This is a genomic window from Mycolicibacterium sichuanense (assembly GCF_033741125.1).
In the GTDB taxonomy this organism is placed as follows: domain Bacteria; phylum Actinomycetota; class Actinomycetes; order Mycobacteriales; family Mycobacteriaceae; genus Mycobacterium.
Window position 1 is genome coordinate 193,019 of record NZ_JAWQPU010000002.1, and the last position, 13,115, is coordinate 206,133.

The following is a 13,115-nucleotide window of genomic DNA, read 5'->3' on the forward strand; positions in this document are numbered from 1 at the left end:
GCTAGTCAAACTATAGTCTGGACACATGTCCAGAGCGCAGATTCCGACTCTGGCCGCGGTGAACTAGCCATGCGGATTGCCCTGCTGTCGTACCGAAGCAAGACGCATTGTGGTGGGCAGGGCGTCTACGTCCGGCACTTGAGTCGCGGTCTGGTCGACCTTGGTCACGACGTCGAGGTGTTCTCGGGTCAGCCCTACCCCGAGGGACTAGACCCGCGGGTGCGGCTGACCAAGGTGCCCAGCCTGGATCTCTACCGCGAGCCCGACCCGTTCCGGATCCCGCGGCCCAGCGAGATCCGCGACCGCATCGACGTCCTCGAGCTGGCGGCGACCTGGACGGCCGCCTTCCCCGAACCCAAGACGTTCTGCCTGCGCGTCGCGCGCCTGCTGGCTGCGCGCCGGGATGAGTTCGACGTCGTCCACGACAACCAGAGTCTCGGCAAGGGTCTGCTGACGGTGGCCGGCCTCGGTCTGCCGGTGGTGGCCACCGTGCACCATCCGATCACCCGGGACCGCGTCGTCGACGTCGCGGCCGCCGCGTGGTGGCGCAAGCCGCTGGTCCGCCGTTGGTACGCCTTCGCGGAGATGCAGAAGAAGGTCGCCCGCCAGATTCCCGAGCTGCTGACGGTGTCCTCGTCGTCGGCCTCCGACATCGCCGAGGACTTCGGCGTCTCGCCCGAACAGCTGCACGTCGTGCCGCTCGGGGTGAACACCGAGCTGTTCCGGCCGAGTGAGAACCGGGTGCGCAACCGGATCATCGCGATCGCCAGCGCGGACGTCCCGCTCAAGGGAGTCAGCCACCTGCTGCACGCCGTGGCGCGCCTGCGGGTCGAACGCGACCTGGACGTGCAGCTGGTCTCCAAGCTCGAACCCAACGGGCCCACCGAGAAGCTCATCGCCGAACTCGGAATCTCCGACATCGTGCACAGCTCCAACGGATTGACCGACGCCGAGCTCGCCGACCTGCTGGCCTCCGCCGAGGTGGCCTGCATTCCCTCGCTGTACGAAGGCTTTTCGCTGCCTGCGGTCGAGGCGATGGCCAGTGGCACGCCGATCGTGGCGAGCCGCGCCGGCGCACTGCCCGAGGTCGTCGGCGAGGATGGCGGTTGTGCGCGGCTGGTCCGCCCCGGTGACGTCGACGACCTGACGCGGGTGCTCGGGGAGCTCCTCGACTCGCCGCTGGAACTGCGCCGGCTCGGGGTCAACGGCCGCACGCGGGCCGTCGACGTCTTCAGCTGGGAATCCGTTGCTGCCCAGACGGTTTCGGTATACGAACGCGCAATGAAACGAGTGAAGACATGCTGACCGTGGATTTCGACCGGCTCGGCGTCGGGTCGGGCAGCAGCCTGATCGACGTCGGCTGCGGTGCCGGCAGGCATTCGTTCGAGGCATTCCGGCGCGGTGCCGACGTGGTGGCCTTCGACCAGGACGTCGAGGAGCTCAACAACGTCGACGCCATCCTGCAGGCCATGCAGCAGCAGGGTGAGGCGCCGGCGTCGGCCAAGGCCGAGGCGGTCAAGGGCGACGCGCTCGACCTGCCCTATGACGACGGCACCTTCGACTTCGTGATCGCCTCGGAGATCCTCGAGCACGTCCCGCAGGACGACCGGGCGATCGACGAATTGGTGCGGGTCCTCAAACCCGGTGGGCGCCTTGCCGTCACGGTGCCGCGCTGGCTGCCCGAGAAGGTCTGCTGGCTGCTGTCGGACGAGTATCACGCCAACGAGGGCGGCCACATCCGCATCTACCGTGCGGACGAACTGCACGACAAGATCGCGGCCAGAGGTCTGCGCTTCGATCACCGCCATCACGCGCACGCGCTGCATGCGCCCTTCTGGTGGCTCAAGTGCGCGGTGGGCGTCGACAAGCCCGACAATCCACTCGTCAAGGCGTATCACGAGCTGCTGGTGTGGGACATGATGTCGCGGCCCTGGCTCACCCGCAACGCCGAGGCCCTGCTCAATCCGCTGATCGGCAAGAGCGTCGCCCTGTACTTCCAAAAGCCCGCCGACTCCCAACCGCAGGCGGTCTGAGCCGTGCGGCGTCACGAAGTTCCTGGCGTACCAGGTGTTCTGACGCCGGAGCAGTGCCGTCAGACGGCGACCTCGATCGCCGCCACGCAGGAGTCCTCCGGCGCGCTGCCGTGGTTCCCCGGTGGCCACACCGATCCGTGGGATCACGTGGAGAACGCGATGGCGCTGACCGTCGCCGGACTTTGGGAGCCCGCGCGTGCGGGCTTCGACTGGTGCCGCGAACAGCAGCGCCCCGACGGCTCGTGGCCCATCCAGTTGCGCAACGGCATCGTCGAAGACGCCAACAGCGACAGTAATTTCTGTGCCTACGTGGCGACCGGGGTGTGGCATCACCTGCTCGTCACCGGTGACCACGGGTTCGCCGAGACCATGTGGCCGGTGGTCGGCCGGGCCATCGACTTCGTGCTCACCATGCAGCTCGACGGTGGTCAGATTGCCTGGGCGAGAAGCGAAGTGGGCATCCTGCCCGAGGCGTTGCTGACGGGCTGTGCCAGCATCTACCACAGCATCAGGTGCGCGGTGGCGCTGGCGAACTACCTGGGTGAGTCACAGCCCGAGTGGGAGTTCGCCCTCGGCAGCCTTGGCCACGCGATCGCCGCGCATCCCGAGGCGTTCACCAACAAGGACGACCACGCGATGGAGTGGTACTACCCGGTGCTGGCCGGCGCACTGCGCGGTGAGGCGGCGCGGACCCGGATCGACGCCAGGTGGGAGCGGTTCGTCGTGCCGGGCCTTGGCATCCGTTGCGTCGACCATCGGCCGTGGGTGACCGGCGCCGAGACGTGCGAGCTGGTGATGGCGCTGGACGCGATCGGCGAATCGGCAAGGGCACACGAACAATTCGCCGCGATGCACCACTTGCGTGAGGTGGACGGTTCCTACTGGACGGGACTGGTCTTCGCCGATGGCAAGCGCTGGCCCGAGGAACGCACGACGTGGACGGGCGCGGCGATGATCCTCGCCGCGGACGCACTGTCGTCGACCACCCGCGCCAGTGGCATCTTCCGATCCGAGGAGCTGCCCCGCGGGCTCGAGGGTGACTTCGACTGCGCCTGCGCCTCCAGCGGCCGCTGAGCACGCGAACCGTTCAGGCGATACGGCCGTACTGGTGGTATCCGTTGCCGCCGCTGCGTTTTGCCCGGTACATCGCCTCGTCCGCGACGCCGACCAGGTGCTCGACCAACGGTTTGTGCTCGCGCGTGGGCACGCCGTGCAGGGGTGCGCAGGCGGTGCCCACGCTCGCGGTGATCGCCACCGGTAACTCGGCGATGGCGTGGCAGATGCTCTGGGCCAGTGGCGCGGTGTCGGCGGTGTGCGAGGTGTCGGCGACGATGAACTCCTCCCCGCCGCTGCGTGCGATCACCGCGGTGGCGCGGGTGCTGGACCGCAGGGCGTCCGCGACCGCGACGAGCACGCGATCGCCGGCGACGTGACCGTCGCGGTCGTTGACGGCTTTGAAGTCGTCGAGGTCGATTACCGCCACCAGGAGGTACATCTCGTGCACCGGACGGGCCGTCACCAGGCCCAGCGTCTCCAGCTGGAAGGCGCGGCGGTTGTTCAGGCCCGTCAGGGGATCGAGATCCGCGTGCACCAGGTCGTTGCCGAGGGCGCGAATCATTGCCTGGATGGCCAGCGGCATGGCGATGTTGATCTGTAGCACCAGCAGCAGATCCACCCCCGCGAGCGCCAGCTGTCCGCCGGACGCCAGTCGGAGGGTCTCGTGGATCGCGACGCCCGCCGCGATGACGAAGTTGTAGATGACGTACTTCGTGGTGTGGAAGAACGCGAGATAGGCTCCGCTGGTCGCGAAGGCGATGCATCCGATGAGCGAGGCCATCGGGTTCGGATGGGCTAGGCAGGCCAGCGCGACGGCCGCGTTCGTGCCGACGGCGAACGTCAGCGACTGCCCTGGCGTCGGCCAGCGCACCGTCCACAGGGTGCCGCCCGCGAGCCCCACGGCAAACGCAGCCCAGGTCATGAACACGGGCCCGGTGCCGCGCGGACCGCCCGCACCCGCGATCAGGGCAACCAGACACGCAGCGAACAGGAACGAGGTCGCGGCCATCATCACGCGGGTGGCACCGGCGATTCCACGCGCGTGCAAGTACCCGCTGAGCCAGTCGTAGTGACTGGGCTGCAGCCACCATCGCCTCAAGGCTCCAGCCACGGTTCGACCCCCACTGTCGGTGAGCAAATTATGCCCGAAGGACGCGCCCAGCCAGGGTGAGTAGCGTTTCGTCCATGCGTGGACTCTTGGACGCCAATCTGTGGGAGTTGCGCACCTGCGCGCGCCGGGGCCACGTCACCTATGCCCCCGACGACGAGGCGCTGGCGGCCCGGCTCAGCGGAACCACCGGGCTCGGCGAGGTCTGGCGGTGTCTGCGCTGCGGGGACTTCGTCATCGGCCCGCCGCACGGCCGCGGACCGGCGGACGACGCTCCACTCGTCATCCGCGGCAAGGCACTGCGTCAGGCCATCATCCTGCGTGCGCTGGCCGTCGAGCGCTGGATTCGGGCGGTGCTGATCGCGCTGGCGGCCTACGCGGTGTGGACGTTCCACGGGGCGCAGGGTTCCATCCAGGCAGCGTTCGACCGCGACCTGCCGCTGCTGCGCAACGCGGGCATCCAGGTCGACCAGATGACGGCGGTGCACGAGCTGGAGAAGGCGCTGGCCGCCAAACCGTCCACTCTGACCCTCATCACGCTGGCGCTGGTGGTCTACGCCGTGCTCGAGCTGGTCGAGGGCGTCGGGCTGTGGTTGCTGGTGCGGTGGGGCGAGTACTTCGCCGTCGTCGCGACGTCGGTCTTCCTGCCGCTCGAGGTCTACGACCTGGTGTCGAAGGGGATCACGACGACCCGCGTGCTGGCGTTCGCCATCAACGTGGCGGCCGTGATCTACCTACTGTTCTCGAAGCGGCTGTTCGGGTTGCGCGGCGGGCGCAAGGCGTACGACGCGGAACGCCGTGGCGAGCAGCTCCTCGACGTCGAGCGGGCCGCGGCAGGGGGTTAGTCCAGCGCCTGCCCGGGCGTCCCGGTCACGCGTTCCAGGATCCGCATCGACCCCAGCGCCGACACCTCCCGGAACGCGCCGGTGTCCAGCGCGCGGCGGTAGACGCGGTACGGCGCCTGGCCCCCGTCGTTGGGGTCGGGGAACACGTCGTGGATCACCAGCGCGCCGCCGACGGCGACCCACCGCGCCCACCCGTCGAAGTCCTGCTGGGCCGCGGCGTCGGTGTGCCCGCCGTCGATGAAGAGCAGCTGCAGCGGGCTGAGCCACGACCGGGCCACCACCGAGGACTTGCCGACCACCGCGACGACGTGGTCATCCAGCCCGGCGGCGTCCAGGGTGTGGCGCAGGGTGGGCAGCGTGTCGAACAGGCCGGTGACTGGGTCGACCATCGAGGTGTCGTGGTACTCCCACCCCGGCTGGTGCTCCTCGGAGCCGTGGTGGTGGTCGATGGTGAAGAGCACGCCGCCGGTCTGCTGGGCGGCGGCCCCGAGCAGCACGGTCGACTTCCCGCAGTAGGTGCCGATCTCGACCGCGGTGCCGTCGCCCAGATATCGGACCGCGGCATCGTAGAGCGCCCGCCCTTCGTCGGCCGGCATGAACCCCGTGACCTGCTCGGCGAGGGCAAAGAGTCGCGCGGCGGGCGGCGGCAGGGCAGTCTCGGTGGTGCTCATGACGGCCAACTTACCGTTGCTGGTCAAGGTCAGTTGTAGTAGCGTCCGGACATGTGTCCGATCCGGCTCTGGAGTCGACTCGGCGCCGTCTGACCGCCAAGCAGGCCGACACCGTCGAGCGTCTCGGCAGAGCCGCGGTCGAAATGCTCGGCCGGGAGGGGTTCGCCGGCCTGACCGTACGGCGGGTGGCCGCCGAGGCCGGCGTCGGCTCGGCAACCGCCTACACCTACTTCTCGTCGAAGGAACACCTCGTTGCGGAGGTGTTCTGGCGCCGGCTCGCCGGCGCTCCTCCGGTGCCACACGAGTCGGATGACCCCGCCACCCGGGTCATCGACGTCCTTCAGCACATCTCCCTGCTCGTCGCGGACGAGCCCGAGTTCGCCGGTGCGGTGACCAACGCCCTGCTCGGCAAGGATCCCGACGTCGAGGTGCTGCGGCAACGGATCGGACGTGACATCCGGGCTCGGTTGGCGGCGGCCCTTGGTCAGGACGTCGACGAGGACGTCATCGATTCGCTGGAGATGCTCTACGCCGGAGCGCTGGTACGGGTGGGCATGGGGTACGCCACCTACCAGGAGATCGCCCGTCGCCTCGAGAAGTCGGCCCGGCTGATCCTGAGCTAGTCGCGCAGGCCCAGGATGGCGCGGGCCGCGGTCACCGCGGGTTCGACGATGCCTCTCACGTCCTGGCCGTCCTCGACCAGCAGGGCGGTTAGTTCGCGCATGCCGCCGAGCAGGATCAGCGCCAGGGACCGCGAGATGGGCTCCAGGCCGGCCCGCTGGAACCCAGGACTGGTGCTGATGCCGACGAGCATGTCGGTGAGCCGCTGCATGGCCGCGCGGTTGAGCGGGCGGGCCAGGTCACCGAGTGCCGGCGCCTCGCGAATCCAGCTCAGTGTGATCGCGGGCCGCGACTCGATGTGCTCGACGTAGGCGCCGACCGCGGCGTGCACCTGCTCGTCGGGAGTCGCGTCGGGGGCGACCGCGGCGGTGATGTGGGCGATCAGGTCGTCGTTGTTGGCGTGCAGCAGTTCTACGAAGCACTGCTCCTTGCTGGCGAACTCGTCATAGAAGGTGCGCTTGGAGGTCTTCGCCCCGCGAACCACGTCGGCGACGGTGGTGGCGCGGTAGCCGCGCTCGGCGATCGAGTCGGCGAGACCGTCGAGCAGCCGCCGGCGGAATGCCGTGGCCGAGCCCTCCGGAGATCCGTCGTCGACGGCGGATGCCGCGCTGGTCATTCGAGATCGCCTCCGGCCCTTGCGTTTGCTGGTACTAGGCGGTACCGTACAACACCACGGAGCGGTACGACGTGGTACCACGACAGTTTGGAGTGCGCAGTGACCGAATCCACCCTCGCGTCCACCCTCGTAGCTGCGCCCGCGGTCGACACCCCGCGCGAGATCAAGCTGCCTCCGACGCCGCGACTGCCCCCGTTCCTGCAGGCCGTGGGCTTCGTCGCCTCGCGACGCCGGATGGTCGAGTGGATGGTGCGCCGCCACGGCGAGGTCTTCGCGCTGTCGGTGCCGGTGTTCGGCAAGATGGTGACCGTCGCCAACCCGCAGATCGCCAAGCAGCTGTTCTCGGCCAACACCGACGACGTCGGCAACATTCAGCCCAACCTCAGCCGCATCCTCGGCTCGGGTTCGGTGTTCGCCCTCGATGGCGCCGAGCACAAGCAGCGCCGCAAGCTGCTGACGCCGCCCTTCCATGGCAAGAGCATCAAGAACTACGAGGCGATCTTCGAAGAGGAGACGCTGCGCGAGTCGGCGTCCTGGCCCGATGACGAGGAATTCGCCTCCCTCGAGCCGATGATGCGGATCACCCTGAACGTGATCCTGCGGGCGGTGTTCGGTGCCGAGGGTGAGCAGCTCGACGAGCTGCGCCGCATCATCCCGCCGTGGGTGACGCTGGGCTCGAAGCTCGCCGTGCTGCCGTCGCCGTCGCGCACCTATGGCCGGTTCACCCCGTGGGGTCGGCTGGCCGCCTACCGTCGGCAGTACGACGCGGTGATCGAGCGGTTGATCGACACGGTCCGGGCAGACCCGGACTTCGAGACGCGCGACGACATCCTGACCCTCTTGCTGCGCAGCAGCTACGAGGACGGTTCGCCGATGTCCCGCCGCGACATCGGCGACGAACTGCTGACGCTGCTTGCGGCGGGGCACGAGACCACGGCGTCCACGCTGGCCTGGGCGATGGAGCGAATCACCCGGCACCCCGAGGTGCTGGCCAAGCTCGTCGAGGAGGCCGACTCCGACGACAACGAGTACCGGCAAGCCACCATCCTCGAGGTGCAGCGCGCCCGCACGGTGATCGACTTCGCGGGCCGACACGTGTACACCCCGGCCTTCGAGCTCGGCGAATGGGTGATTCCGCGCGGGTGGTCGATCTTCGTGGCGATCGACTACATCCACGGTCGTGCCGAGGACTTCGAGAATCCCGAGCGCTTCGACCCGCAGCGGTACGTCGGCCAACGTCCTCCGACGTTTGCGTTCATTCCCTTCGGCGGTGGCACCCGCCGCTGCGTCGGGGCGGCGTTCGCCAACGTGGAGATGGACGTAGTGCTGCGAACGGTTCTGCGGCACTTCACCATCGAGACCACCACTGCGCCCGACGAGAAGGTCCACTCCCGCGGGGTGGCCTACACGCCGAAGGCCGGCGGACGCATCGTGCTGCGCCGCCGGCCCGGCCGCTGAAACAGCGCTACTGCGAGGCGGTTTCGCGCTTCGGCAGCTTCCAGCCGGCGCGCGGGAAGTGGCAGGTGTACCCGTTGGGGTAGCGCTCGAGGTAGTCCTGGTGCTCGGGCTCGGCCTGCCAGAACTCGACCGCGGGGGTCACTTCGGTGACGACTTTGCCGGGCCACAGTCCCGAGGCCTCGACGTCGGCGATGGTGTCCAGTGCCACGGCCTTCTGCTCGTCGTCGAGGTAGAAGATCGCCGACCGGTAGCTGCTGCCGACGTCGTTGCCCTGACGGTCCTTGGTGGTCGGATCGTGGATCTGGAAGAAGAACTCCAGCAGGGCGCGGTAGTCGGTCTGCGCGGGGTCGTAGGTGATCTCGATGGCCTCGGCGTGCCCGGGATGGTTGCGATAGGTGGGGTGGTCGTTCTTGCCGCCGGTGTAGCCGACGCGCGTGGAGACCACGCCGGGCTGCTTGCGGATCAAGTCCTGCATGCCCCAGAAGCAACCGCCTGCGAGGATCGCGGTCTTGGTCGTCATGCCTGTGCCTCCTCGGTGAACAACGTCCGGTAGTCGCCGTAGCCCTCGGCTTCGAGGTCGTCGGCGTGGATGAATCTCAGCGAAGCGGAGTTGATGCAGTAGCGCAACCCTCCGGCTTCGCGCGGCCCGTCGTCGAAGACGTGGCCGAGGTGACTGTCGCCGTGCGTCGAACGGACTTCGGTGCGCAGCATCAGGTGGCTGAAGTCGCGCTTCTCGACGACGTTCTCGGCGTCGATCGGCTTGGTGAAGCTCGGCCAGCCCGAGCCGCTCTCGAACTTGTCGGTCGAGGCGAACAGCGGCTCGCCGGACACCACGTCGACGTAGATGCCCGGTTCGTGGTTGTCCCAGTACTCGCCGGTGAATGGTCGCTCGGTGCCGTTCTTCTGCGTCACCTGGTACTGCTCTGGGGAGAGGGCATTCACTGCCGCGGGGTTCTTGTCATAGGTCCTTGAATTCTTGGCTGCCACGCGTCCTCCTTGTGTTGGCACTGGTACAACCCCGGGCGACGGTGGGTTAGTTCCCGGTACGGACCTCGTCGACCACCGTCACGATCTCGTCAGCAATGGCTTGCGGTCGATAGAGCATCTGGTTGTGCCCCGTGCCGGGGACGACGACGTTGGTGGTGCCGAGCGCGGCGGCCAGCATGTCGTTCGCCTGGCGGATCTGCCCCTGGGTGTAGTTCTCTGGCTTGAGCGCCGATGGCGCGGAGAACCTGTCTGCGCTCAGTACGATCGCGGGCACTCGGGGCAGCGGTGGGGCGGCGGCGATGGTGGCGAAGGCGTTCTGGGCGAGGATGGCCTCCTCACCGGGTGGGACGGACTGCCCGTCGGCGTCGAACGCCTCGTTCTGGTCGGGTCTGCCGAGGCTCCAAAGGAATTCCGATGTGGGTTCGGAGAACACCAGGCCGCTGACCAGCTCGGGATGCTCGCGCGTGAGCAGGTCGAGGACCAGCCCGCCGTAGGAATGGGCGACGAAGACCATCGGCGTCGGCAGCTGCGCCGCGCCGATCAGCCGCACGACGTCGTCGACGTCGGACTGGACGGTGTGCGGTTGCGGCACCGGAGTGGACTTGGCGTCACCGTCGGGCCGGGTATCGGGCCGGTCGTAGACGCAGATTCGCGTGGTCTTCGCGACCAGCGGCTGGGTGGATGCGGGACTCAGGTCGAGCTTCGCCTCCTCGATCAGGTCATACGGTGACGATCGGATCGGGTCGTCGGGCAGCACGGCCGCATTCCAGGCCTCGGCGTAGCCACCCTTCCCGGGGATGACGAACACCGTCGGCGAGCCCTCGCCCTGGCAATTCAGGAACAGGCTGCGTCCGCCACCGATGTCGACGAGACCGGCGACGTCGTCCGCCGAGGCGACGGGAGCGGTGAGCATCGCCGTCGCAGCGCTCAGCGCTGCCAATCGCAGGACGTCCACGTGGGAACGATACGACTGCTCGACAAAGCCAGGTAGAACGTGTTCTAGTTCTGGGTGTGACGGGCAGCACCTTCAGCCGCGACGAACTGGTCGAGGCCTTCGCCGGATTCGAAGCCACGGTCGGTCGGGCGGCCGAGACACGGGACTGGGATCCCTGGGTGGACCAGTACACCGACGACGTCACCTACGTCGAACACGCGGCGGGCACCATGCACGGTCGCATGGAAGTTCGCCGCTGGATCTGGAAGACGATGGAGACGTTTCCCGGCAGCTACATGACGTCGTTCCCGTCGCTGTGGACGGTGATCGACGAAGCGCGCGGCCGCGTCCTGTGCGAGCTGGACAATCCGATGCGCGACCCCGGCGACGGGACCATCATCAGCGCCACCAACATCTCGATCGTCACCTATGCCGGTGACGGCAAGTGGCGTCGGCAGGAAGACGTATACAACCCGCTTCGCTTCGTGGCCGCCACGGTGAAGTGGTGCCGGAAGGCCTGCGAGCTCGGCACGTTACCCGACGAAGCGGCACAGTGGATGACGACGTTCGGTGATCGGCGGTGACCGTCCTCGTCATCGGCGCCAACGGATACCTCGGCTCGCATGTGACCAGGCAGCTGGTCGCCGACGGGCAGGACGTGCGCGCCATGGTGCGGGCCGGTGCCAACACCATCGGCATCGACGACCTGGAAGTCACGCGCTTCGTCGGCGACATCTGGGATGCCGACGTCCTCCGCGCGGCGATGATCGGCTGCGAGGTCGTGTACTACTGCGTCGTCGACACCCGCGGCTGGCTCAAGGACCCCGCGCCGCTGTTCCGCACCAACGTCGACGGCACACGGCACGTGCTCGACGTCGCGTGCGAGGAACGGGTCGCGGCCGAGCTGCGACGGTTCGTCTTCACCAGCAGCTACGCGACGGTGGCGCGCAAGCGCGGTCGCGTCGCCACCGAGGACGACGTGATCTCCGAACGTGAGCTGTCGTCGACCCACCGGTTCCGCGGGCTCACCCCGTACGTGCGGTCGCGAGTGCAGGCCGAGAACCTCGTCATGCAGTACGCCCGCGACCGCGGCTTGCCGGCCATCGCGATGTGCGTGTCCACCACCTACGGCGCAGGCGACTGGGGGCGGACCCCGCACGGTGCCATCATCGCCGGTGCCGCCTTCGGCAAGATGCCGTTCGTGATGAATGGTGTCGAGCTCGAGGCTGTCGGAATCGAAGATGCGGCAAGGGCTTTGATTCTCGCGGCGCAGAAGGGTCGGATCGGCGAGCGGTACCTGATCTCGGAGAAGATGATCAGCAACACCGAGGTCGTGCGCATCGCAGCGGAGGCCGCCGGCGTCCTACCACCCACGCGGTCCATCCCGTTGGCGCTGTCCTGGGCGATGGCCGCGCTCGGCAGCGCCAAGGCGCGTCTGACGGGCGCCGACGAGAAGCTGTCCATCGACTCGCTGCGCCTGATGCGTGCGGAGGCGCCCGTGGACTGCAGCAAGGCCAGGCGTGAACTCGGTTGGGAGCCAAGTCCCGTCGAGGAATCGATCCGCGAGGCTGCCAGGTTCTGGGTGAGCCTTCGCGACGCGAAGCGCAAGACCGAGCAAACGAGCTAAAACGGCCCCTCCCCGTCTCGGTGGGATACCGCCAAAGCAAAGGCATAAGAACTCCACACGCAACGCCCATACTGTCCTCCTACGGTTGCCGTCACTACCTACTTCTCAGGAGGAAGAGTGATCGATCGTGGCCTGCGCGTCGCGCTGCGTGGGGCGGTCGTCGCCGCCCTGCTCGGCGGCACCGTGGCGTGTTCCTCCAACGGTGGGTCTGGTGAAACATCCACGACCGCAAAGAATTCTGCTGCCGGGTCTTCCTCGACTGCCGCATCGACGACGTCTTCCCCGTCTTCGTCCACGTCCGCGATGGCGGGACCGGGCAACGACGCGTTCTCGAAGTGCCTGACCGAGAACGGCGTCCCCGCACCTCCGGAAGGAGGTCCCGGTGGCCCGAACGGTGAGCTACCGCAGGGTCCGCCACCCGGCGCCCAGGGTGGGCCGCCGCCGATGTCCAGCGGCCAGATCCCTCCTGGCGTCGACCAGGCGACCTGGGACGAGGCGAACAAGGCCTGCGCCTCGCTGGCGCCGACCCCGCCCAGCCAGTAGGCGGGCGCCACCGGTCAGCCCGGCCGGCCCCGAACCCCGAGGACCGGCTGGAGCCGGTGCCCGTCGTCGAAGTTCGGCGCCCAGGGCCACCGCCCGCGGTCGTCGGCCCACACGAGTTGCATGGCGCTGATGCCACTGCCTTCGATGGCGATGGCCATCCCCATGTGTGCGTCGGGGTGCGCGACCTCGACCAGTTCGAGGCGGGTGCCGGCGGGAAGTCGAACCTGCTGTCCGGCAACGGGTTCGAGATCACTGCGTGTGCGCTTGGCGAAGGTGTTCAACAACCATCGCGCCCGCTTGGGTGCCAACCCAGTGACGAGCAGCTCGGGCCACCCCTGAGCGTGCAGGCCGATCGTGTAGGCGAAGGGATGTCGGTCGTCCTCGACGCACTGCACGATCCATCCGCGGAGCAGGATCTTCCCGCGCAGCAGGTCGAGGTAGTCGTCGAGGGCCTCTTCGGGGTGATCGCACTGCCAGCACATGTCCTGCCCGCCTTTCCGTTTGATACTTGAGACGAGTGTGCGTAGGGCCGCCGACAACCGCGGGCGTCCAATGGCGTTGCGGGGCGAGTTGTCCACAATCGCGAGTTCATCCACAACGAGCGCCTGTCGCCGAC

16 protein-coding genes are annotated in these 13,115 nt (G+C 68.1%); 9 read left to right on the forward strand and 7 right to left on the reverse strand.

Annotated features, from left to right (window positions below; translation table 11 throughout):
* The first annotated feature begins 69 nt into the window (after nt 1-69).
* The 3 genes from manT to mmpH are packed head-to-tail and all read left to right on the forward strand — an operon-like array spanning nt 70 to nt 3,107.
* The gene (gene manT / locus SBI80_RS07770) at nt 70-1,305 is read left to right on the forward strand and encodes an MMP alpha-(1->4)-mannosyltransferase (protein WP_318973896.1); all 1,236 of its coding nucleotides are present in this window, start codon (nt 70-72) and stop codon (nt 1,303-1,305) included.
* A complete protein-coding gene (locus tag SBI80_RS07775) occupies nt 1,299-2,033 on the forward strand; it encodes a class I SAM-dependent methyltransferase (RefSeq protein ID WP_318973897.1) in 735 nt (244 codons plus the stop codon). The genes manT and SBI80_RS07775 overlap by 7 nt, the downstream gene beginning before the upstream one ends.
* Nucleotides 2,034-2,036: 3 nt before the next feature.
* On the forward strand, nt 2,037-3,107 hold the full coding sequence (gene mmpH / locus SBI80_RS07780; protein WP_318973898.1) for an MMP endo-(1,4)-3-O-methyl-alpha-D-mannosidase: 1,071 nt from the start codon (nt 2,037-2,039) through the stop codon (nt 3,105-3,107).
* 13 nt (nt 3,108-3,120) lie between these two features.
* On the opposite strand, the gene SBI80_RS07785 is transcribed toward mmpH, so the two are convergent.
* Entirely contained in the window at nt 3,121-4,200 is a 1,080-nt protein-coding gene (locus SBI80_RS07785; protein WP_318973899.1) for a GGDEF domain-containing protein, read from the reverse strand.
* Between the two features lie 74 nt (nt 4,201-4,274).
* Between SBI80_RS07785 and SBI80_RS07790 the strand changes: the two genes are divergently transcribed.
* On the forward strand, nt 4,275-5,042 hold the full coding sequence (locus tag SBI80_RS07790) for a DUF2127 domain-containing protein (protein WP_318973900.1): 768 nt from the start codon (nt 4,275-4,277) through the stop codon (nt 5,040-5,042).
* On the opposite strand, the gene SBI80_RS07795 is transcribed toward SBI80_RS07790, so the two are convergent.
* Nucleotides 5,039-5,713 carry a class I SAM-dependent methyltransferase gene (locus SBI80_RS07795; RefSeq protein WP_318973901.1) on the reverse strand — a complete coding sequence of 225 codons (675 nt, stop codon included), beginning with the start codon at nt 5,711-5,713 and terminating at the stop codon, nt 5,039-5,041. The genes SBI80_RS07790 and SBI80_RS07795 overlap by 4 nt on opposite strands.
* A 53-nt stretch (nt 5,714-5,766) precedes the next feature.
* On the opposite strand from SBI80_RS07795, the gene SBI80_RS07800 reads away from it, so the two are divergent.
* The gene (locus tag SBI80_RS07800) at nt 5,767-6,336 is read left to right on the forward strand and encodes a TetR/AcrR family transcriptional regulator (protein ID WP_318973902.1); all 570 of its coding nucleotides are present in this window, start codon (nt 5,767-5,769) and stop codon (nt 6,334-6,336) included.
* On the opposite strand, the gene SBI80_RS07805 is transcribed toward SBI80_RS07800, so the two are convergent.
* Nucleotides 6,333-6,950: a TetR/AcrR family transcriptional regulator gene (locus tag SBI80_RS07805; RefSeq protein WP_318973903.1), complete on the reverse strand. Its 618-nt coding sequence runs from the start codon at nt 6,948-6,950 to the stop codon at nt 6,333-6,335. The genes SBI80_RS07800 and SBI80_RS07805 overlap by 4 nt on opposite strands.
* 99 nt (nt 6,951-7,049) lie before the next feature.
* Here SBI80_RS07805 and SBI80_RS07810 point away from each other — a divergent pair, with 99 nt between their 5' ends.
* A complete protein-coding gene (locus tag SBI80_RS07810) occupies nt 7,050-8,408 on the forward strand; it encodes a cytochrome P450 (RefSeq protein WP_413232673.1) in 1,359 nt (452 codons plus the stop codon).
* 7 nt (nt 8,409-8,415) lie between these two features.
* Here SBI80_RS07810 and msrA read toward each other — a convergent pair whose 3' ends face one another.
* The 3 genes from msrA to SBI80_RS07825 are packed head-to-tail and all read right to left on the reverse strand — an operon-like array spanning nt 8,416 to nt 10,350.
* Entirely contained in the window at nt 8,416-8,928 is a 513-nt protein-coding gene (gene msrA, locus SBI80_RS07815; RefSeq protein WP_318973904.1) for a peptide-methionine (S)-S-oxide reductase MsrA, read from the reverse strand.
* Complete coding sequence (gene msrB, locus SBI80_RS07820; protein ID WP_318973905.1) at nt 8,925-9,395, reverse strand: peptide-methionine (R)-S-oxide reductase MsrB; 471 nt, start codon at nt 9,393-9,395, stop codon at nt 8,925-8,927. Before msrB ends, msrA begins: the two co-directional genes overlap by 4 nt.
* Before the next feature lie 46 nt (nt 9,396-9,441).
* A complete protein-coding gene (locus SBI80_RS07825; protein WP_318973906.1) occupies nt 9,442-10,350 on the reverse strand; it encodes an alpha/beta fold hydrolase in 909 nt (302 codons plus the stop codon).
* A 56-nt stretch (nt 10,351-10,406) separates the two neighbouring features.
* Here SBI80_RS07825 and SBI80_RS07830 point away from each other — a divergent pair, with 56 nt between their 5' ends.
* The 3 genes from SBI80_RS07830 to SBI80_RS07840 all read left to right on the forward strand — a co-directional run bounded on the left by SBI80_RS07830 (nt 10,407) and on the right by SBI80_RS07840 (nt 12,499).
* The gene (locus SBI80_RS07830; protein ID WP_318973907.1) at nt 10,407-10,913 is read left to right on the forward strand and encodes a nuclear transport factor 2 family protein; all 507 of its coding nucleotides are present in this window, start codon (nt 10,407-10,409) and stop codon (nt 10,911-10,913) included.
* Nucleotides 10,910-11,956, forward strand: coding sequence for an NAD-dependent epimerase/dehydratase family protein (locus tag SBI80_RS07835; RefSeq protein WP_318973908.1), 1,047 nt, complete (start codon nt 10,910-10,912; stop codon nt 11,954-11,956). Before SBI80_RS07830 ends, SBI80_RS07835 begins: the two co-directional genes overlap by 4 nt.
* A 117-nt stretch (nt 11,957-12,073) precedes the next feature.
* Nucleotides 12,074-12,499, forward strand: a complete 426-nt coding sequence (locus tag SBI80_RS07840) for a hypothetical protein (protein ID WP_318973909.1) — start codon at nt 12,074-12,076, stop codon at nt 12,497-12,499.
* A gap of 14 nt (nt 12,500-12,513) precedes the next feature.
* Here SBI80_RS07840 and SBI80_RS07845 read toward each other — a convergent pair whose 3' ends face one another.
* The gene (locus SBI80_RS07845; protein WP_318973910.1) at nt 12,514-12,981 is read right to left on the reverse strand and encodes a DUF4262 domain-containing protein; all 468 of its coding nucleotides are present in this window, start codon (nt 12,979-12,981) and stop codon (nt 12,514-12,516) included.
* Nucleotides 12,982-13,115: the final 134 nt, after the last annotated feature.